17 protein-coding genes are annotated in these 19021 nt (G+C 61.9%); 15 read left to right on the top strand and 2 right to left on the bottom strand.

Features of this window, described 5'->3' with window-relative positions; all coding sequences use genetic code 11:
* Window position 1: 1 nt before the first annotated feature.
* The 15 genes from sdhA (at window position 2) to M1E12_RS17860 (ending at window position 16799) form a co-directional block, all read left to right on the top strand.
* Window positions 2–1846: a succinate dehydrogenase flavoprotein subunit gene (gene sdhA, locus M1E12_RS17930; protein WP_479562787.1), complete on the top strand. Its 1845-nt coding sequence runs from the start codon at window positions 2–4 to the stop codon at window positions 1844–1846.
* A gap of 15 nt (window positions 1847–1861) precedes the next feature.
* The gene (locus tag M1E12_RS17925) at window positions 1862–2641 is read left to right on the top strand and encodes a succinate dehydrogenase iron-sulfur subunit (protein ID WP_113461518.1); all 780 of its coding nucleotides are present in this window, start codon (window positions 1862–1864) and stop codon (window positions 2639–2641) included.
* A 183-nt stretch (window positions 2642–2824) separates the two neighbouring features.
* On the top strand, window positions 2825–3352 hold the full coding sequence (locus M1E12_RS17920) for a protease inhibitor Inh/omp19 family protein (RefSeq protein WP_113461517.1): 528 nt from the start codon (window positions 2825–2827) through the stop codon (window positions 3350–3352).
* A gap of 60 nt (window positions 3353–3412) precedes the next feature.
* Entirely contained in the window at window positions 3413–4588 is a 1176-nt protein-coding gene (gene zapE / locus M1E12_RS17915) for a cell division protein ZapE (RefSeq protein WP_479562786.1), read from the top strand.
* A gap of 161 nt (window positions 4589–4749) precedes the next feature.
* On the top strand, window positions 4750–5712 hold the full coding sequence (gene mdh / locus M1E12_RS17910; protein ID WP_113461515.1) for a malate dehydrogenase: 963 nt from the start codon (window positions 4750–4752) through the stop codon (window positions 5710–5712).
* 43 nt (window positions 5713–5755) lie between these two features.
* The gene (sucC, locus tag M1E12_RS17905; RefSeq protein WP_479562785.1) at window positions 5756–6949 is read left to right on the top strand and encodes an ADP-forming succinate--CoA ligase subunit beta; all 1194 of its coding nucleotides are present in this window, start codon (window positions 5756–5758) and stop codon (window positions 6947–6949) included.
* Between the two features lie 234 nt (window positions 6950–7183).
* A complete protein-coding gene (gene sucD / locus M1E12_RS17900; RefSeq protein ID WP_113461512.1) occupies window positions 7184–8086 on the top strand; it encodes a succinate--CoA ligase subunit alpha in 903 nt (300 codons plus the stop codon).
* 161 nt (window positions 8087–8247) lie between these two features.
* Window positions 8248–11244: a 2-oxoglutarate dehydrogenase E1 component gene (locus tag M1E12_RS17895; protein ID WP_113461511.1), complete on the top strand. Its 2997-nt coding sequence runs from the start codon at window positions 8248–8250 to the stop codon at window positions 11242–11244.
* A gap of 57 nt (window positions 11245–11301) precedes the next feature.
* The gene (gene odhB / locus M1E12_RS17890; protein WP_479562784.1) at window positions 11302–12540 is read left to right on the top strand and encodes a 2-oxoglutarate dehydrogenase complex dihydrolipoyllysine-residue succinyltransferase; all 1239 of its coding nucleotides are present in this window, start codon (window positions 11302–11304) and stop codon (window positions 12538–12540) included.
* A gap of 12 nt (window positions 12541–12552) precedes the next feature.
* A complete protein-coding gene (locus tag M1E12_RS17885; RefSeq protein WP_479562783.1) occupies window positions 12553–12966 on the top strand; it encodes an MAPEG family protein in 414 nt (137 codons plus the stop codon).
* Window positions 12967–12974: 8 nt separating this feature from the next.
* Window positions 12975–13469 carry a hypothetical protein gene (locus tag M1E12_RS17880; RefSeq protein ID WP_479562782.1) on the top strand — a complete coding sequence of 165 codons (495 nt, stop codon included), beginning with the start codon at window positions 12975–12977 and terminating at the stop codon, window positions 13467–13469.
* Window positions 13466–14215: an SDR family oxidoreductase gene (locus M1E12_RS17875; RefSeq protein WP_136539486.1), complete on the top strand. Its 750-nt coding sequence runs from the start codon at window positions 13466–13468 to the stop codon at window positions 14213–14215. Before M1E12_RS17880 ends, M1E12_RS17875 begins: the two co-directional genes overlap by 4 nt.
* 25 nt (window positions 14216–14240) lie before the next feature.
* Window positions 14241–15647 (top strand): dihydrolipoyl dehydrogenase, encoded by a 1407-nt coding sequence (gene lpdA / locus M1E12_RS17870; protein WP_479562781.1) that lies wholly within the window; start codon window positions 14241–14243, stop codon window positions 15645–15647.
* A 129-nt stretch (window positions 15648–15776) separates the two neighbouring features.
* A complete protein-coding gene (locus M1E12_RS17865) occupies window positions 15777–16277 on the top strand; it encodes a cytochrome b (protein ID WP_479564911.1) in 501 nt (166 codons plus the stop codon).
* Between the two features lie 18 nt (window positions 16278–16295).
* Window positions 16296–16799, top strand: a complete 504-nt coding sequence (locus tag M1E12_RS17860) for a DUF2867 domain-containing protein (protein ID WP_479562780.1) — start codon at window positions 16296–16298, stop codon at window positions 16797–16799.
* Here the strand turns inward: M1E12_RS17860 and M1E12_RS17855 are convergent.
* On the bottom strand, window positions 16772–17863 hold the full coding sequence (locus tag M1E12_RS17855; RefSeq protein WP_479562779.1) for a TraB/GumN family protein: 1092 nt from the start codon (window positions 17861–17863) through the stop codon (window positions 16772–16774). The two genes, M1E12_RS17860 and M1E12_RS17855, sit on opposite strands and share 28 nt — an antisense overlap.
* A gap of 90 nt (window positions 17864–17953) precedes the next feature.
* Window positions 17954–18877, bottom strand: coding sequence for a tyrosine recombinase XerC (locus tag M1E12_RS17850; RefSeq protein WP_479562778.1), 924 nt, complete (start codon window positions 18875–18877; stop codon window positions 17954–17956).
* Window positions 18878–19021 lie beyond the last annotated feature (144 nt).

The raw sequence follows: 19021 nt of genomic DNA, 5'->3' as shown, positions 1-19021 counted from the left end.
CATGGCAACCATTCATAACTTCGCCCAGACCGGCAAAGCGTACACCTATGTTGACCATTCCTATGACGTGGTGGTCGTCGGCGCTGGTGGTGCCGGTCTGCGCGCCACGCTCGGCATGGCCGAACAGGGCTTCAAGACGGCTTGCATCACCAAGGTCTTCCCGACCCGTTCGCACACGGTCGCGGCCCAGGGCGGTATCGCCGCCTCGCTCAACAACATGACGCCGGACTGCTGGCAGTGGCACCTTTACGACACCGTCAAGGGTTCCGACTGGCTCGGCGATGTCGACGCCATGCAGTATCTCGCCATGGAAGCGCCGAAAGCGGTCTATGAGCTCGAGCATTACGGCGTGCCGTTCTCCCGCAACGAAGAAGGCAAGATCTATCAGCGTCCGTTCGGTGGCCACATGCAGAACTATGGCGAAGGCCCGCCGGTGCAGCGCACCTGTGCTGCCGCCGACCGTACCGGCCACGCCATCCTGCACACGCTTTATGGCCAGTCGCTGCGCAACAATGCGGAATTCTTCATCGAGTATTTCGCGCTCGACCTGATCATGTCTGACGATGGCAGCCGCTGCACCGGCGTCGTTGCCTGGAACCTCGATGACGGCACGATCCATCGCTTTGCCGCCAAGATGGTCGTGCTGGCGACCGGCGGCTATGGTCGCGCCTATTTCTCGGCTACGTCTGCCCATACCTGCACCGGTGACGGCGGCGGCATGATCGCCCGTGCGGGCCTGCCTCTGCAGGACATGGAATTCGTCCAGTTCCACCCGACCGGCATCTACGGCGCCGGCTGTCTGATCACCGAGGGTGCGCGCGGCGAAGGCGGTTATCTCGTCAACTCCGAAGGCGAGCGCTTCATGGAGCGTTACGCTCCGTCGGCCAAGGACCTCGCCTCGCGTGACGTTGTCTCGCGCTGCATGACGATGGAAATCCGTGAAGGCCGCGGCGTCGGCAAGAACAAGGATCACATCTTCCTGCATCTCGACCACCTCGATCCGGCGGTCCTGCACGAGCGCCTGCCTGGCATCTCGGAATCGGCGAAGATCTTTGCCGGCGTTGATGTCACCCGCGAGCCGATCCCGGTTCTGCCGACGGTTCACTACAACATGGGCGGCATTCCGACCAATTACTGGGGCGAAGTGCTGAATGCCGATTCCAGCAACCCGGAACGTATCATCCCGGGTCTGATGGCCGTCGGCGAAGCCGGTTGCGCATCCGTTCATGGCGCAAACCGTCTCGGCTCCAACTCGCTGATCGACCTCGTGGTCTTCGGTCGCGCCGCTGCGATCCGGGCTGCCGAAGTCATCAACAAGGCCGAGCCGATCCCGGCGCTCAACGTCCAGGCCTGCGACGCGATCATGGCCCGCTTTGACAAGACGCGTCATGCCTCTGGCCAGACCCCGACTGCCGTGCTGCGCGACAAGATGCAGCGCGCCATGCAGGAAGACGCAGCCGTCTTCCGTACGCAGGAATCGCTGGAAAGCGGTTGCCAGCGTCTGTCGGCCATCTGGAAGGAACTGCCCGACATCAAGGTCACCGACCGCTCGATGATCTGGAACTCCGACCTGGTCGAAACGCTCGAGCTGCACAACCTGATGGCCAACGCAATCACCACGGTCTATGGCGCCGAGGCCCGCAAGGAAAGCCGCGGCGCGCATGCCCGCGAAGACTACAAGGACGGCCCGATGGGCGGTCGCGACGATGCCAATTGGCGCAAGCACACGCTGGCCTGGGTATCGGAAGAGGGCGACGTCAAGCTCGACTACCGTCCTGTTCATACCGAGCTCATCGCCGACGGGATCGATCCGAAGAAGATCGAGCCCAAGGCTCGCGTCTACTGATTTGAGGAACTCATCATGGTAGAACTCGCTCTCCCCAAGAATTCCCAGGTCACGGAAGGCAAGGTCTGGCCGAAGCCGGCCGGTGCCAAGAATGTGCGCGAATACCGGATCTATCGCTGGAATCCGGATGATGGTGCCAACCCGCGCATCGACACCTATTACATCGATGTCGATGACTGCGGCCCGATGGTTCTCGATGGTCTTCTCTACATCAAGAACAATATCGACCCGACGCTGACGCTGCGCCGTTCCTGTCGCGAAGGCATCTGCGGTTCCTGCGCGATGAACATCGACGGCACGAACACGCTCGCCTGCACCAAGGGCATGGACGAGATCAACGGCACCGTGAAGGTCTATCCGTTGCCGCATATGCCGGTGGTAAAGGACCTCGTGCCTGACCTCACCAACTTCTACGCCCAGCACCGCTCGATCGAGCCCTGGCTGAAGACGGTCTCGCCGACGCCGGCCAAGGAATGGAAGCAGAGCCACGAGGATCGTCAGAAGCTCGACGGTCTCTATGAGTGCATTCTCTGCGCCTGCTGCTCGACATCCTGTCCGAGCTACTGGTGGAACGGCGACCGTTACCTCGGTCCTGCTGTCCTCCTGCAGGCCTATCGCTGGCTCATCGATTCCAGAGATGAAGCGACCGGTGAACGTCTCGACAATCTCGAGGATCCGTTCCGTCTCTATCGCTGCCACACCATCATGAACTGCGCGCAGGCCTGCCCGAAGGGTCTCAACCCTGCCAAGGCGATTGCCGAGATCAAGAAGATGATGGTCGAGCGTCGCGCCTGAGCCACATCGTCACAAGATTGCGAGGCCGCCCGGGAACAGTTTCGGGCGGCCTTAATTTATCCTTATAGTGCCGGCTATCGATCGAACGTGATATGGAACTTGATTAACCATATTCGCGTAACATATTTCTAACCCAGTTGTACGGCAGGTTGCGGCGCAGGTCGCGAGAGCGGGAGTATAATGATGAAATTCAGCCATGCAGTCACCGGAGCAGCCATCCTTCTGGCGCTCGCGGGGTGCCAGCGTACATCCTATAGCAGCATGAACGCCGCAAACAGCGCCCTTCCGCCGCTGCAGGCGCAGCCCGTTCCGTCCGTGCAGTCCGGCCAGCTGCCGCCTCCGGGCAGCGCCGACCCGTCGCAGTTCCCGGCGGCTCCGGCCACGACCACGGCTGCTCTCGATCCGGCAGCCGGGGCGCCCGCGACTGCGCTCGATGTCACGAAGGAATCGATGGTCGGAAACTGGCGCGTCCAGAGCGCCGGCACGAGCTGCGACATGTTCCTGACGCTCACCAATCTCGGCAGCGGCTCGCGCGGCGGTACGCGCGGCTGCGCCGGCGAGCTGACGACCATGGGGTCTTGGGAAGTGTCCGGCAAGGCCGTCGTGCTCAAGGACCGCAACGGCAACACGATCGGCAGCGTTTACAAGACGGCCGATGCGCGTTTCGACGGCAGCTCCGCCTCGGGGCAGCCGATCAGCCTGAGCCGCTGATCCCATTCTCATTCCTGCGGTGGCCCGCAAGGGGCCACCCTCCCGGCGGGACACCATTTCATGCAGCCAATTCCTGACTACGGCTTGAGCGTCGCTGAGCAATTGCGCGCTATGACGGAGGCGGGGACGCTTCAGCCCGACCGTTACCAGTTCGATGTGGCCGAGAAGCTCGATCGCATCCTGACCGAACTGAAAGCGCGCAAGCCGGCGGCCAAGAAAAGTGCGTTGGGCTGGATGTTCGCCCGGTCACGGAAGCCGGAGATCCCGATCAAGGGGCTCTATGTCCATGGCAGTGTGGGTCGCGGCAAGACCATGCTGATGGACCTGTTCTTCAAGCTGGCACCCGTCGAGAAGAAGCGCCGCGCCCATTTCCATGAATTCATGGCCGATGTGCATGCGCGCATCCATGCCCACCGCCAGAAACTGAAGGCCGGCGAAACCAAGCAGGCCGACCCTGTCCCTCCGGTCGCGGCAGCCCTGCGCGAGGAGGCTCAACTCCTCTGCTTCGACGAATTCACCGTGACCGATATCGCGGACGCAATGATCCTCGCCCGGCTCTTCACCGAGCTCTTTGCGCGCGGCTGCACCCTCGTCGCGACCTCGAATGTGGAGCCGGACAATCTCTACAAGGACGGCCTCAATCGCGGCCTCTTTCTTCCCTTCGTGGATCTCCTGAAAAAGAACGTCCAGGTTTCGACGCTGGATTCCCCGACCGATTATCGGCTGGAGAAGATGGAGAGCCTGCCGGTCTATATCGCGCCGCTCGACGATGCTCCCAAGATGATGGATATCGCCTGGCAACGCGTGACCGAGGGGGCTCCCGAGGCTCCCGTCTCGATCCAGATGAAGGGGCGCGTGATCGAAGTGCCGCGTGCGGCCAATCGATGTGCCCGCTTCAGTTTCCGCGATCTTTGCGAGCGGCCGCTCGGCGCATCCGACTATCTGGCGATTGCCAAGCGGTTCGACGTCGTCTTCGTCGAGGGCATCCCGCATCTCGGTCCGGAGAAACGCAACGAGACGAAACGCTTCATCATCCTCATCGACGCGCTTTACGATGCGAGCGTTCGGCTTTTTGCCTCCGCGGTTGCCATGCCCGAGGCTCTCATGACGGAGAAAAAGGGCACCGAAGGCTTCGAATTCGACCGCACAGTTTCGCGTCTTTTCGAGATGCGCAGCGCCGATTATCTGGAGCTGCATCAGTCAAAACGACAAAATGATGACGGCCAGGTGACATGATATTTGACGTTTACGTAAGGATTTTATGTTCTAACCGATTGAAATTGATGCACCGAAAATTATCGTTTGCGATTTAGACCCTTTGGAGCTATGCGGTTTGTCCACAAGGGCAGGCTAAAACTTGTCTCGACCTTGGTCGCGGATCCAAAAGGAAGTCTACAATGGCGCGCAAAAAGATCGCTCTTATCGGTTCTGGAATGATTGGTGGAACGCTGGCGCATCTCGCCAGTCTGAAGGAACTGGGCGACATCGTCCTGTTCGACATTGCTGACGGCATCCCGCAGGGCAAGGGTCTCGATATCGCCCAGTCCGGTCCGGTCGAAGGTTTCAATGCCAAGCTTTCCGGTGCGAGCGACTACGCCGCCATCGAAGGCGCAGATGTCTGCATCGTCACCGCCGGTGTCGCCCGCAAGCCGGGCATGAGCCGCGACGACCTGCTCGGCATCAACCTCAAGGTCATGGAACAGGTCGGCGCCGGCATCAAGAAATATGCCCCGAACGCCTTTGTCATCTGCATCACCAACCCGCTCGACGCGATGGTCTGGGCTCTGCAGAAGTTCTCCGGCCTCCCGGCCAACAAGGTCGTCGGCATGGCTGGCGTTCTCGATTCCGCCCGCTTCCGTCACTTCCTCTCGGCTGAGTTCAACGTATCGGTCGAAGACGTCACCGCCTTCGTTCTCGGCGGCCACGGCGACACGATGGTGCCGCTCGCCCGCTACTCCACAATCGCTGGCATTCCGCTGACCGACCTCGTCAAGATGGGCTGGGTCACCAAGGAGCGCCTCGAAGAGATCATCCAGCGCACCCGTGACGGCGGCGCCGAAATCGTCGGCCTGCTCAAGACCGGCTCGGCCTACTACGCACCTGCTGCTTCCGCCATCGAGATGGCCGAGTCCTACCTGAAGGACAAGAAGCGCGTTCTGCCCTGCGCCGCCTACCTCACCGGCCAGTATGGCGTGAAGGACATGTATGTCGGCGTTCCCGTCATCATCGGCGAAGGCGGTGTCGAGCGCATCATCGAAATCGACCTGAACAAGGCCGAAGAAGAAGCCTTCCAGAAGTCCGTCGGCGCCGTTGCCGGCCTCTGCGAAGCCTGCATCAACATCGCTCCGGCTCTCAAGTAATTGCCACCAGCCCGTCAGGGCGGCCCACAACAGGGACATGACAATGAACATTCATGAATATCAGGCCAAGGCTCTTCTGAAGAGCTTCGGTGCACCGGTCGCCAAGGGTGTGGCGATCCTCAAGGTCGAAGAAGCCGAAGCTGCTGCCAAGCAGCTTCCTGGCCCGCTTTACGTGGTCAAGAGCCAGATCCATGCCGGCGGCCGCGGCAAGGGCAAGTTCAAGGAACTCGGTCCTGACGCAAAGGGCGGCGTTCGTCTGGCGAAGTCGATCGAGGAAGTCGTGGCACACGCCAAGGACATGCTCGGGAACACGCTGGTGACGGCCCAGACCGGCGATGCCGGCAAGCAGGTCAACCGCCTCTACATCGAAGACGGTGCGGACATCGCCCGCGAACTCTACTGCTCGCTGCTGGTCGACCGTTCCGTTGGCCAGGTTGCCTTCGTCGTATCGACCGAAGGCGGCATGGACATCGAGGCCGTGGCCCATGACACGCCCGAGAAGATCCACACGATCGCGATCGATCCGCAGGCCGGCGTCACCGATGCCGACGTTGCCAAGATCTCGGCTGCGCTGGAACTGACCGGTGCTGCTGCCGAAGACGCCAAGTCGCTCTTCCCGATCCTCTACAAGGCCTTCTCCGAGAAGGACATGGCGCTCCTCGAGATCAACCCGCTGATCGTCATGCAGGACGGCCACCTGCGCGTTCTCGACGCCAAGGTCTCCTTCGACGGCAACGCTCTCTTCCGTCACGACGACGTGCGCGAACTGCGCGACGAAACGGAAGAAGACTCGAAGGAAATCGAAGCCTCCAAGTGGGACCTCGCCTATGTCGCCCTCGACGGCAATATCGGCTGCATGGTCAATGGTGCCGGTCTCGCCATGGCGACGATGGACATCATCAAGCTCTACGGCAAGGAGCCGGCAAACTTCTGTGACGTCGGCGGTGGCGCCGGCAAGGAGAAGGTCGCGGCTGCCTTCAAGATCATCACGGCCGACCCGAAGGTCGAGGGCATCCTCGTCAACATCTTCGGCGGCATCATGAAGTGCGACGTCATCGCGGAAGGCGTCATCGCCGCCGTGAAGGAAGTCGGCCTGAAGGTTCCGCTCGTCGTTCGCCTCGAAGGCACCAATGTCGAACTTGGCAAGAAGCTCCTGAACGAATCCGGCCTGGCGATCACCGCAGCCGACGATCTGGACGACGCCGCCAAGAAGATCGTCGCGGCGATCAACGGCTGATGAATACGAGAGCCATCGTCGCATTTGCGGTGCTGGCTCTCATTGCCTGCTGGTTTTGGTGGCAGGAAGAGGAAAAGTTTTGTGAAGCGTTCTTTGAGGATGCATCACCGGCAGCGTTCACATTGTGTGTGCCGCTTTCCCCCTTCGCCGCTGTCGGCATCGTCATAATTTGCTGCGTCGCCATTCTATGGATGAAACGACGCAAGAGCTCACGGTAGAGATCGGGATCAAAGAATGTCCATTCTCGTGAATAAGAACACCAAGGTCCTCGTGCAGGGCCTGACCGGCAAGACCGGCACCTTCCACACCGAACAGGCGCTCGCCTATTACGGCACGCAGATGGTCGGCGGTATCCATCCGAAGAAGGGTGGCGAAAACTGGACCGGCTCCAAGGGTGAAACCCTGCCGATCTTCGCGACCGTTGCCGAGGCCAAGGAAAAGACCGGTGCGGACGCATCCGTGATCTACGTTCCGCCGGCAGGGGCTGCTGACGCGATCATCGAGGCGATCGACGCCGAGATCCCGTTCATCACCTGCATCACCGAGGGTATCCCGGTCATGGACATGGTGCGGGTCAAGGCCAAGCTCGACAAGTCCAAGTCGCGGCTGCTCGGCCCCAACTGCCCGGGCATCCTGACGCCGGAAGAATGCAAGATCGGCATCATGCCGGGCTCGATCTTCCGCAAGGGTTCGGTCGGTATCGTCTCGCGTTCGGGAACTCTGACCTATGAAGCGGTGTTCCAGACTTCGAACGAAGGCCTCGGCCAGACGACCGCCGTCGGTATCGGTGGCGACCCGGTCAAGGGTACCGAATTCATCGACGTGCTCGAGATGTTCCTGGCTGACCCGGAAACCACCTCGATCATCATGATCGGCGAAATCGGCGGTTCGGCTGAAGAAGATGCGGCGCAGTTCCTCATCGACGAAGCCAAGAAGGGCCGCAAGAAGCCGATGGCCGGCTTCATCGCTGGCCGTACGGCGCCGAAGGGCCGCACCATGGGCCATGCCGGTGCTGTCGTTTCTGGTGGCAAGGGCGATGCGGAATCGAAGATCGCCGCCATGGAAGCCGCCGGCATCAAGGTTTCGCCTTCGCCGGCACGCCTGGGCAAGACCCTGGTCGAAGTCCTCAAGGGCTAAGACCTGACGAAAATCAAGCCAGGCGTAGGATTGGTCCTCCAATCCTACGCCTGGACTTCGCATCTTTAGGACGATTCGCTTTTTTGCGATCGCGAGCGGCAGGCCGGGCATCCGGCCATCAATTCAAGTCGGGAGGCGAGCCGAGACGCTCGCGAAACACAATGGGTAGGCAAGAAGCCAACGAGCAGTTTCTGATCACGTCCTTCCTCGACGGATCGAATGCGGCCTATATCGAACAGCTTTACGCACGCTATCAGGAAGACCCTTCTTCGGTCTCCGACGAATGGCAGGCCTTCTTCAAGGCACTCGCCGACAATCCCGGCGACGTGAAGAAGGCAGCCTCCGGCGCCTCCTGGAAGCGCAAGAACTGGCCGATCGCCGAAGGCGGTGATCTCGTCAATGCGCTCGACGGCAACTGGGGCGTGGTCGAGAAGGCCATCGAGAAGAAGGTCCAGGCCAAGGCCGAAGCGACCGCCGCTTCCACGGGCAAGCCGGTTTCCGAAGCCGAAGTGCTGCAGGCAACCCGCGATAGCGTTCGCGCCATCATGATGATCCGCGCCTATCGCATGCGCGGTCACCTGCATGCCAAGCTCGACCCCTTGGGTCTCGCTGCTCCGGTCGACGACTACAACGAGCTGTCCCCGACCGCTTACGGCTTCACCGAAGCCGATTACGGCCGCAAGATCTTCATCGACAACGTGCTGGGTCTGGAATACGCCACGATCCCGCAGATGCTCGACATCCTGCAGCGCACCTATTGCTCGACGCTCGGCGTCGAGTTCATGCATATCTCCAATCCGGAAGAAAAGGCCTGGATCCAGGAGCGTATCGAGGGCCCCGGCAAGGGCGTCGAATTCACGCCGAACGGCAAGAAGGCCATCCTGCAGAAGCTGATCGAGGCAGAGGGTTTCGAGCAGTTCATCGACGTCAAGTACAAGGGCACCAAGCGCTTCGGTCTCGATGGCGGTGAGTCGCTGATCCCGGCACTTGAGCAGATCATCAAGCGCGGCGGCCAGGAAGGCATGGAAGAGATCGTTCTAGGCATGGCCCATCGCGGCCGCCTGAACGTTCTGTCCCAGGTCATGGGCAAGCCGCATCGCGCGATCTTCCACGAATTCAAGGGCGGTTCGTTCAAGCCCGACGAAGTCGAAGGCTCGGGCGACGTGAAGTACCACCTCGGCGCGTCGTCGGACCGCGAATTCGATGGCAACAAGGTGCACCTGTCGCTGACGGCCAACCCGTCGCACCTGGAAATCGTCAACCCTGTCGTCATGGGCAAGGCCCGCGCCAAGCAGGACCAGATTGCCAAGGCTTGGGAAGGCGACGTCATTCCGCTCAAGGAGCGCGCCAAGGTTCTGCCGCTGCTTCTGCACGGTGATGCGGCCTTTGCCGGCCAGGGCGTCGTTGCCGAAATCCTCGGTCTCTCCGGCCTGCGCGGTCACCGCGTTGCCGGCACCATGCACTTCATCATCAACAACCAGATCGGTTTCACCACCAATCCGGCCTTCTCGCGTTCGTCGCCTTATCCGTCCGACGTCGCCAAGATGATCGAAGCGCCGATCTTCCACGTCAATGGTGACGATCCGGAAGCCGTCGTCTATGCGGCCAAGGTTGCCACCGAATACCGGATGAAGTTCCACAAGCCTGTCGTCGTCGACATGTTCTGCTATCGCCGCTTCGGTCACAACGAAGGCGACGAGCCGAGCTTCACCCAGCCGAAGATGTACAAGGAAATCCGCGCCCACAAGACGGTCGTCCAGCTCTATGGCGAACGTCTGATCGCGGAAGGCCTGATCTCGGAAGGCGAACTCGAGAAGATGAAGGCCGACTGGCGCGCGCATCTCGAGCAGGAGTTCGAGGCCGGCCAGAGCTACAAGCCGAACAAGGCCGACTGGCTCGATGGCGCCTGGTCTGGTCTGCGCACCGCCGACAATGCCGACGAGCAGCGTCGCGGCAAGACCGCTGTGCCGATGAAGCAGCTGAAGGAGATCGGTCGCAAGCTGTCGACCATTCCGGAAGGCTTCAAGGCGCATCGCACCATCCAGCGCTTCATGGAAAACCGCTCGCAGATGATCGAGACCGGCGAAGGCATCGACTGGGCGATGGGCGAAGCCCTTGCTTTCGGTTCGCTTGCCGTCGAAGGCCACAAGATCCGTCTCTCCGGCCAGGATTGCGAACGCGGCACCTTCTCGCAGCGCCACTCGGTTCTCTACGATCAGGAGACCGAAGAGCGTTACATCCCGCTTGCCAATCTCGCTCCGAACCAGGCGCGCTACGAAGTCATCAACTCGATGCTGTCGGAAGAAGCCGTGCTCGGTTTCGAATACGGCTATTCGCTCGCCCGTCCGAACGCGCTGACGCTCTGGGAAGCCCAGTTCGGCGACTTCGCCAACGGTGCACAGGTCGTCTTCGACCAGTTCATCTCGTCGGGCGAACGCAAGTGGCTGCGCATGTCCGGCCTCGTCTGCCTTCTGCCGCATGGCTATGAAGGTCAGGGTCCGGAACACTCGTCTGCCCGCCTCGAGCGCTGGCTGCAGATGTGCGCGGAAGACAACATGCAGGTCGCCAACGTCACGACGCCGGCGAACTACTTCCACATCCTGCGCCGTCAGATGAAGCGCGACTTCCGCAAGCCGCTGATCATGATGACGCCGAAGTCTCTGCTGCGCCACAAGCGCGCCACGTCGAGCCTCGCCGAAATGGCCGGCGAAAGCTCGTTCCACCGTCTGCTGTGGGACGATGCCGAGGTCATCAAGGACGGCCCGATCAAGCTGCAGAAGGATGCGAAGATCCGTCGTGTCGTGATGTGCACGGGCAAGGTCTATTACGACCTGCTCGAAGAGCGCGAAAAGCGCGGCATCGACGACATCTACCTGCTGCGCATCGAACAGCTCTATCCGTTCCCGGCCAAGGCGCTCATCAACGAGCTCTCGCGCTTCCGCAATGCGGAGATGGTCTGGTGCCAGGAAGAGCCGAAGAACATGGGCGCCTGGTCGTTCATCGATCCCTATCTGGAATGGGTGCTTGCCCATATCGACGCCAAGTACCAGCGGGTGCGCTACACCGGTCGCCCGGCTGCCGCCTCGCCGGCAACCGGCTTGATGTCGAAGCACCTCGCCCAGCTCGAAGCCTTCCTCGAGGACGCTCTGGGCGGTTGATCCGCCCAGACTACTCCCCGCAGACCGTAACGTTCTCTGACCAACGGAATTGAGATCATGGCCACTGAAATCCGCGTACCCACCCTCGGCGAATCCGTCAGCGAAGCCACCATCGGCACCTGGTTCAAGAAGGTCGGTGACACCGTGAAGGCTGACGAGCCGCTCGTCGAACTGGAAACCGACAAGGTGACCGTCGAAGTCCCGTCGCCGGCCTCGGGCGTTCTGACCGAAATCGTCGCCCAGAACGGCGAGACCGTCGGTCTCGGCGCGCTGCTCGGCCAGATTGCCGAAGGCGCTGCCGGTTCTGCCGGCGCCGCTGCACCTGCTCCGGCTGCCGCACCGGCTCCGGCTGCTGCGCCTGCTCCGGCAGCCGCCGCTCCGGCCGCCCCTGCTGCCGCCTCGTCCATGCCGGCTGCTCCTGCCGCTGCCAAGCTCGCTGCCGACAACAACATCTCCACGTCTGACGTCGACGGCTCCGGCAAGCGCGGTCAGGTGCTGAAGGGTGACGTACTCGCCGCCATCGCCAAGGGTTCTGCCGCACCGGCTCCGGCCGCTGCCCCGGCTGCACCGCGTCCGGCTTCCTCGGCTGACGATGCCTCGCGCGAAGAGCGCGTTAAGATGACCCGTCTGCGCCAGACGATCGCCAAGCGCCTGAAGGATGCACAGAACACAGCTGCCATGCTGACCACCTATAACGAGGTGGACATGAAGGCCGTCATGGATCTGCGCAACCGCTACAAGGACATCTTCGAGAAGAAGCATGGCGTGAAGCTCGGCTTCATGGGCTTCTTCACCAAGGCCGTCACGCATGCGCTGAAGGAATTGCCGGCCGTCAACGCCGAAATCGACGGCACCGACATCATCTACAAGAACTACTGCCATGTCGGCGTCGCCGTTGGCACGGACAAGGGTCTCGTGGTTCCGGTCGTGCGCGATGCCGACCAGATGTCGATCGCCGAAATCGAAAAGGAAATCGGTCGCCTCGGCAAGGCTGCCCGTGACGGTCAGCTCTCGATGGCCGACATGCAGGGCGGTACCTTCACCATCTCGAACGGTGGCGTCTACGGTTCGCTGATGTCGTCGCCGATCCTGAACGCCCCGCAGTCGGGTATCCTCGGCATGCACAAGATCCAGGAGCGTCCGGTCGTCGTCGGTGGCCAGATCGTCATCCGTCCGATGATGTATCTCGCGCTCTCCTACGATCACCGCATCGTCGACGGCAAGGAAGCCGTTACCTTCCTCGTTCGCGTCAAGGAAAGCCTTGAGGATCCGGAACGTCTGGTTCTCGACCTCTAAGGAGACTTCACAATGGAGCCGGTTTCCGCTTCCGCCTCTCCGCTTGTCCTGCTCCTCGCCTGGAGCGTAATCCTGCTTGTCGCGCATGTCCTTCTGCAGGGCATGCTCGCCACCAAGGAGTTGGGCACGGAGTGGAATGCCGGCCCGCGTGATGAGAACAAGCAGCCGGAGAGCAAGCTCGCCGGCCGCGCCGCGCGGGCGTCCTCCAACTTCCGCGAAACCTACCCGGCCTTCATCGCACTGGCGGCGGGGCTGCTGTTCACCGGCGAAGTCTCCGGTCTCGGACTGACCGGCGCGATCATCTGGTTCGTCGGACGCATCGTCTACTACCCGCTCTATCTCGCCGGCATTCCCTATATCCGCTCGCTCGTCTGGCTCGGTGCCATGGCCGGCCTCGGCCTCATGTTCCTCGCGCTGGCGTTTTGAGGTGCGGGATGGGCGCGTCTTCAAGGGCAATAATACTTCTGGCAGCGCTCGCGCTCGCTGACGCGGCCTTCGCCGCCAATTGCCCGATCGAGAAGACGACTTATCGCGAAGCCGAAACCGGCGTCGAACTCGTGTTCTCGGCGGCGAGTGGCGAGAATACGCCTGTCAGCCACGGCTTCCGCAGCGAGATCGGCTCCTTCAAGCTCGATGGCCATGTCATGTTCGACCCCGAGATCGAACGGCCGGTGGCGATGCTGATGAACAACTGCCCCGAGGGTGACGTGACGGGCGCGGATATCGCCGCCTGCACCATCTGGAAGGGCATCGTCTACGGCATCGACGAAAAGACCGGCCACGTGGACCTTCTGCCGCCGGAAGGCGCCGACGCTCCTGACGCCATTCTCCTGCCCGGCTTCGGGCCGGCTGTCCTGTCCTCCGTGATCGGCAAGGGCATGGAGGCAGCGCCCTGGGATGTCTTCGAGTTCAAGGGATGTGCAGCATGAGCCAACGTCCCCTCGTTCTCGTCACTGGCGGAAGCCGCGGAATCGGTGCCGCTGTCTGCCGCAAGGCCGCCGCGCAGGGTTATGACTTGATCGTCAACTATCGCTCGGACCAGTCGGCTGCCGAAGCCGTCGCCGCCGATTGCCGGGCACAGGGCGCCAGGGCCGAGATCGTCCAGGGCGATACGGGCACGGAAGAGGGTGTTGCCGCCATCTTTGCCGCGGTCGATCGTCTTGGGCCGCTCCATGGTCTCGTCAACAATGCCGGTGTGGTGGATGTCACGGCGCGGGTCGATGAATTCGACCGCGCGCGGCTCGACCGCATCTTTGCCATCAACGTGATCGGCAAGATCCGCTGCGCCACGGAGGCGGTGAAGCGGATGTCGACGAAACATGGCGGGCAGGGCGGTGTCATCGTCAACCTGTCCTCCATCGCAGCCGTGCTCGGAGCGCCCGGGCAATATGTCGACTATGCCGCTGCCAAGGGTGCTGTCGACACGTTCACCCTTGGGCTTGCGCGTGAAGTCGCAACGGAAGGTGTTCGGGTCAATGCTATCAGGCCCGGCATCATCGATACCGAAATTCACGCATCGGGCGGCCTGCCGAACCGGGCTCGCGACCTCGCGCCGATCGTTCCGATGCAAAGGCCCGGAACGGCGGACGAAGTGGCCGACAGTGTTCTTTATCTCCTCTCGCCTCAGGCATCCTATGTGACGGGTGCCATCTTGAATGTCAGCGGCGGTCGATAACCGTCGAAAACGAAGGAAGCTCCCCATGTCTTATGATGTCATCGTTATCGGCTCTGGCCCCGGCGGCTATGTCTGCGCCATCAAGGCGGCCCAGCTCGGCATGAAGGTTGCCGTGGTCGAAAAGCGCGCCACCTATGGCGGTACCTGCCTCAACATCGGCTGCATCCCGTCCAAGGCCCTGCTGCATGCATCGGAAGTCTTCCACCATGCGGCCCATGGCATGGCCGACCTCGGCGTGGACGTCGGCGCACCGACGCTGAACCTGCCGAAGATGATGGCGCACAAGGACGCGACCGTGAAGTCGAACGTCGAGGGCGTCTCCTTCCTGTTCAAGAAGAACAAGATCGATGGCATTCAGGGCACCGGCAAGATCCTCGGTGCTGGCAAGGTCGAGGTGACCAACAACGCCGGTGAAGTCCAGGTGCTCGAAACCAAGAACATCGTGATTGCCACCGGCTCCGACGTTGCCGGCATCCCGGGCGTTGCCGTCGAGATCGACGAGAAGGTCATCGTATCCTCGACCGGCGGTATCGCGCTCGAAAAGGTGCCGGGCAAGATGATCGTCGTTGGCGGCGGTGTCATCGGCCTCGAGCTCGGCTCGGTCTGGTCGCGTCTCGGCGCCAAGGTCACCGTTGTCGAATATCTCGACACGATCCTCGGCGGCATGGACGGCGAAGTCTCCAAGCAGTTCCAGCGCATCCTTGCCAAGCAGGGCATCGAATTCAATCTCGGTGCCAAGGTCACCGGTGTCGAAAAGTCCGGCGAAGGCGCAAAGGTGACGTTCGAGCCGGTCAAGGGCGGTGAAGCCCAGACGCTGGAAGCCGATGTCGTTCTCGTCGCGACCGGCCGCAAGCCTTACACGGCGGGCCTCGGTCTCGAAGAAGCCGGCGTTGCGCTCGACAATCGTGGCCGCGTCGAGATCGACGGCCACTACCGCACCAATGTTGCCGGCATCTATGCCATCGGCGACGTGGTCAAGGGTCCGATGCTCGCCCACAAGGCGGAAGACGAGGGCGTGGCACTCGCCGAAATCCTCGCCGGCCAGCACGGCCATGTGAACTACGACGTCATCCCGGGCGTCGTCTACACCCAGCCGGAAGTCGCCTCCGTCGGCAAGACCGAGGAAGAGCTGAAGGCTGCAGGCGTCGCCTACAAGGTCGGCAAGTTCCCGTTCACCGCCAACGGCCGCGCCCGCGCCATGCTCGCCTCTGATGGTTTCGTCAAGGTTCTCGCCGACAAGGACACGGACCGCGTTCTCGGCGTGCACATCATCGGGCTCGGCGCCGGCGAAATGATCCACGAAGCGGCCGTGCTGATGGAATTCGGTGGTTCGTCGGAAGATCTCGGCCGCACCTGCCACGCGCATCCGACCATGTCGGAAGCCGTGAAGGAAGCCGCACTCGCGACCTTCTTCAAGCCGCTGCACATGTGACGAAGCTGACCTGACATAGGTCAATTATTATATTTCGGTAAGATTGAAGGCCGTCGCTTGCTCCCCAAGCAGCGGCCTTTATCATGTCTGGGCAATGCCTCCCTGGAACCGCACGAAAAGGCAATGACGATGGCTAATCTCGCCCCGACCTCCTACTCGATCCCGCAAAAGGCCCTGCACTGGCTGATGGCCCTGCTCATCCTCTTCAACCTCATCTTCTCGGATGCAATGGAAGAGGTTGCCGAAGCCTATGAACGTGGTGAAGTGCCCTCGGCCGACGATCTGACCTGCGCCAATATCCATGCCTATGTGGGTATCGCGGTTCTCTGTCTCGGGCTCCTTCGCCTCGTCATCCGGCTGACACGCGGTGGGCCACCGGCGCCGGCCGAGGAGCCGCCGCTCCTCCAGCTAGCCGCTAAGCTGGCGCACGGCACCTTCTACGCGCTGTTCTTCCTCATCCCGCTCAGCGGCATCGGCGCCTACTATTTCGGCAATGAAACCGCGGGCTTCGTGCATGGTGGTCCGCTGAAGGCGCTCATGTGGCTATTGATCGCGGTGCATATCCTGGCGCTTCTGATACACCAGTTCTACTGGAAGACGCCGATCGCCACGCGCATGACGCGGGGGTGATGGCCAAAGGAGGGTCGGATGAGTGTTGTCGAGCAGCGTGTCACGCTTCCACATCCTGATCTTCCCAAGGCTGACTGGGCCGATAGTTACAGCATCCGCCTCGAGCGATCCGACCTGGAACCCATGGAGGTTGCGAGAGACCTCCTGGGCCGAGCACCGCGCTGGGTCGGCGTCCTCTTGAAGATCCGCAATGTGATCGTCGGTCTCTTCGGTCTGAAAGCCGCCGAGCTCGAGGTGACGGGTCAGGACCGGATCGGTGGCTTTCCGGTTCTAGCTGAGGACGACCAGCATGTGCTGCTCGGCTTCAACGACAAGCATCTGGATTTTCGGATTGTCGTGGCGGTCGAGCCGGAAGGCGTCACCCATCAACATGTGACGCTCACCACGCTCGTTCAGCGTCACAACCTGTTCGGCCGGCTGTATATCTTCGTCATCACGCCGTTCCACAAACTGATCGTGAAGACGTTCCTGAAGCGCTTCGCGGCTTCCACGCGTCAGCCGTCGATCCGCGTGACCGTATAGCCCTGTTTGCGGATCAGTTCGATCAGACCTTCCTCGCCCGGCAGATGCAGCGCACCAACCGCAATGAAGGCGTTGCCCTTCTCGAGATGCGGCTTGCTGCCCTCAGCCATGACCAGATTGCGGTCGCGCACGATGCGGGTTTCGAAAGCGGCATAGGCGCTTTCATCCTCGCCGTCTTCCGTCGGAGCCACCGCTTTCAGCATCGGCATGGTCATGCCGATATCGCCGGCGAGATAAAGCTCGGTCATCGTCTCGATGACATCCTCCATCTTGTCGCCAAGCGCGATCGTCTCGATCAGAGCCTTGAAGTGGAAATCGACCGGCAGGTCGGCCATGGCTTCGAGCTGTTCGACAAGGCTTTCGAGACCCGCGACCGGCTTGCCGGCTTTCACGGCGTCCTCGGCAATCTGCTTGTCGAGGAAGGAGGCGCCGGCGGCCTTGCGGGACATTTCGCAGGCGGGAAGCGCCACGAAGCTTGCGAGAATCCAGGGCTTCATGCGGGCGACTGCGCCGAGCGCCAGGCCGCGTTCCTTCAGGCCGGCTTCCAGCTTCTGCATGTCTTCGACGTCGAGGTGGTCCTTCACCGACTTGCCGTCGGTGAACATGGTGAGTTCGGGATGCATCAGAAGGGAGGCAGCCGCCTTCTTCTCGTCAAGGATCTCATCGGATTCGATGACCACCACGTCTGCTGCGGCCGCGGCCTCGCGGGCGCCCTTCGGCATGGTCAGAACGCGGGGATCGGTGACATGCATGGTGCCGAGCAGGTAGGAAGGTTTCAGACCGTCCTTCTCGATCTTCCAGAAGATGCCCTGGCCGTTCGGGACCTTGGCGGCTTCGGCGCGAATTTGTGCCAACTCATCCGGTTTTTCTGCCTCCATGGTCACGAGCAGGTTTTCGCCATGGCACGCAGCATCGGAGGCATGGGCAGGGCTGACCGCAAGGAGAGCGGCAAGGAGCAAAGCGACAAGAGCAAGCGGAAGCGCGCCGGCGATCCAGAGACCGATCTCGGACGGTGAAAGGCGCGGCAGGTGTGGCCGCTGCGAGAAAAGGCGGTGCGCGTTCATGTCATCTCCTGTCAGAAGTCGAGAGAATAGAAGCGATCGCCCTCACGTTCGATTAAGGATCTTGGTTAACGCAGGTGCGATCAGAACGCGTCAGGCGCGGGGATGGGCGCGGTCGTAGATGTCCAGCAGCCGCGCGCTGTCGACGCCGGTATAGATCTGCGTGGTCGAGAGGCTCGCATGCCCGAGCAGTTCCTGGATCGTCCTCAAGTCTCCGCCGCTGCCCAGAAGATGGGTGGCGAAGGAATGGCGGAGGGCATGCGGGGTCGCCGTATCCGGCAGGCCGAGCGCCGAACGAAGCTTCTGCATCTCGCGCTGGATGATCGCCGGCTGCAACGGGCCTCCCCGGGCGCCGCGGAAGAGTGGCGCGCCGGGTTCGAGATGGTAAGGGCAGAGCTTGCAGTAGGTTTCGACTGCCTCCAGAACGACGGGAAGCAGCGGTACCAGCCGCGTCTTACCGCCCTTGCCGGTGATCCGCAGGCTGGTCGGTCTGCCGTTGAAGACATCGGGTGTAAGGCCCAATGCTTCCGAGATGCGCAGCCCGCAGCCGTAGAGAAGCGACAGCACCGCTGCATCGCGCGCCGCAATCCAAGGCTCCTCGTTCATCTGCGTGTGCTGGTCTACAACGGCCAGGGCCTGGCTGCCGCTCAGTGGCTTGGGTAGTGACTTCGGCTGTTTGGGTGAACGGATGGCGCTGGCGCCGGCCGCATTGACGAGCCCCTTGCGTTCGAGGTGACGCAGAAAGGACCTCAGCCCCGCCAAATGCCGTCCAAGCGAGCGAGCGCCGGCACCTTCCTTGCGGCGATGGGCGAGGAAGCTTCGAAGATCTGCGGGACGCAAGGCCTCGATATCGCGGATCTTCACCGTGCCGCCGACATAGCCGGAGAGAAACTGCAGGAACTGGCGCGTATCGCGCTCATAGGCCTCCAGCGTATTGCCGGACAAACGGCGCTCGGCGCCCAGGCTTTCGAGCCATGCGGCGCGTTCGCCAAGAATGTTTTCGTCAGCCGGGATCAATTGCGCGCCTTATGCGTTCTCGGGTGTTGGCCTGCCTCGGCACGATGGCGCGCGAGGGTTAAGGAAGCACGAAGACCGGAGCTGTCATGATCGGATCACAAATCGCTGCCAGAACGCATCAGGAATTCTGGCGAGGTATTTGCT

The sequence above is a fragment of the Rhizobium sp. K33 genome (assembly GCF_056501445.1).
The sequence above is the reverse complement of the archived record's forward strand: the minus strand, read 5'-3'. Positions and strand labels throughout refer to the sequence as shown.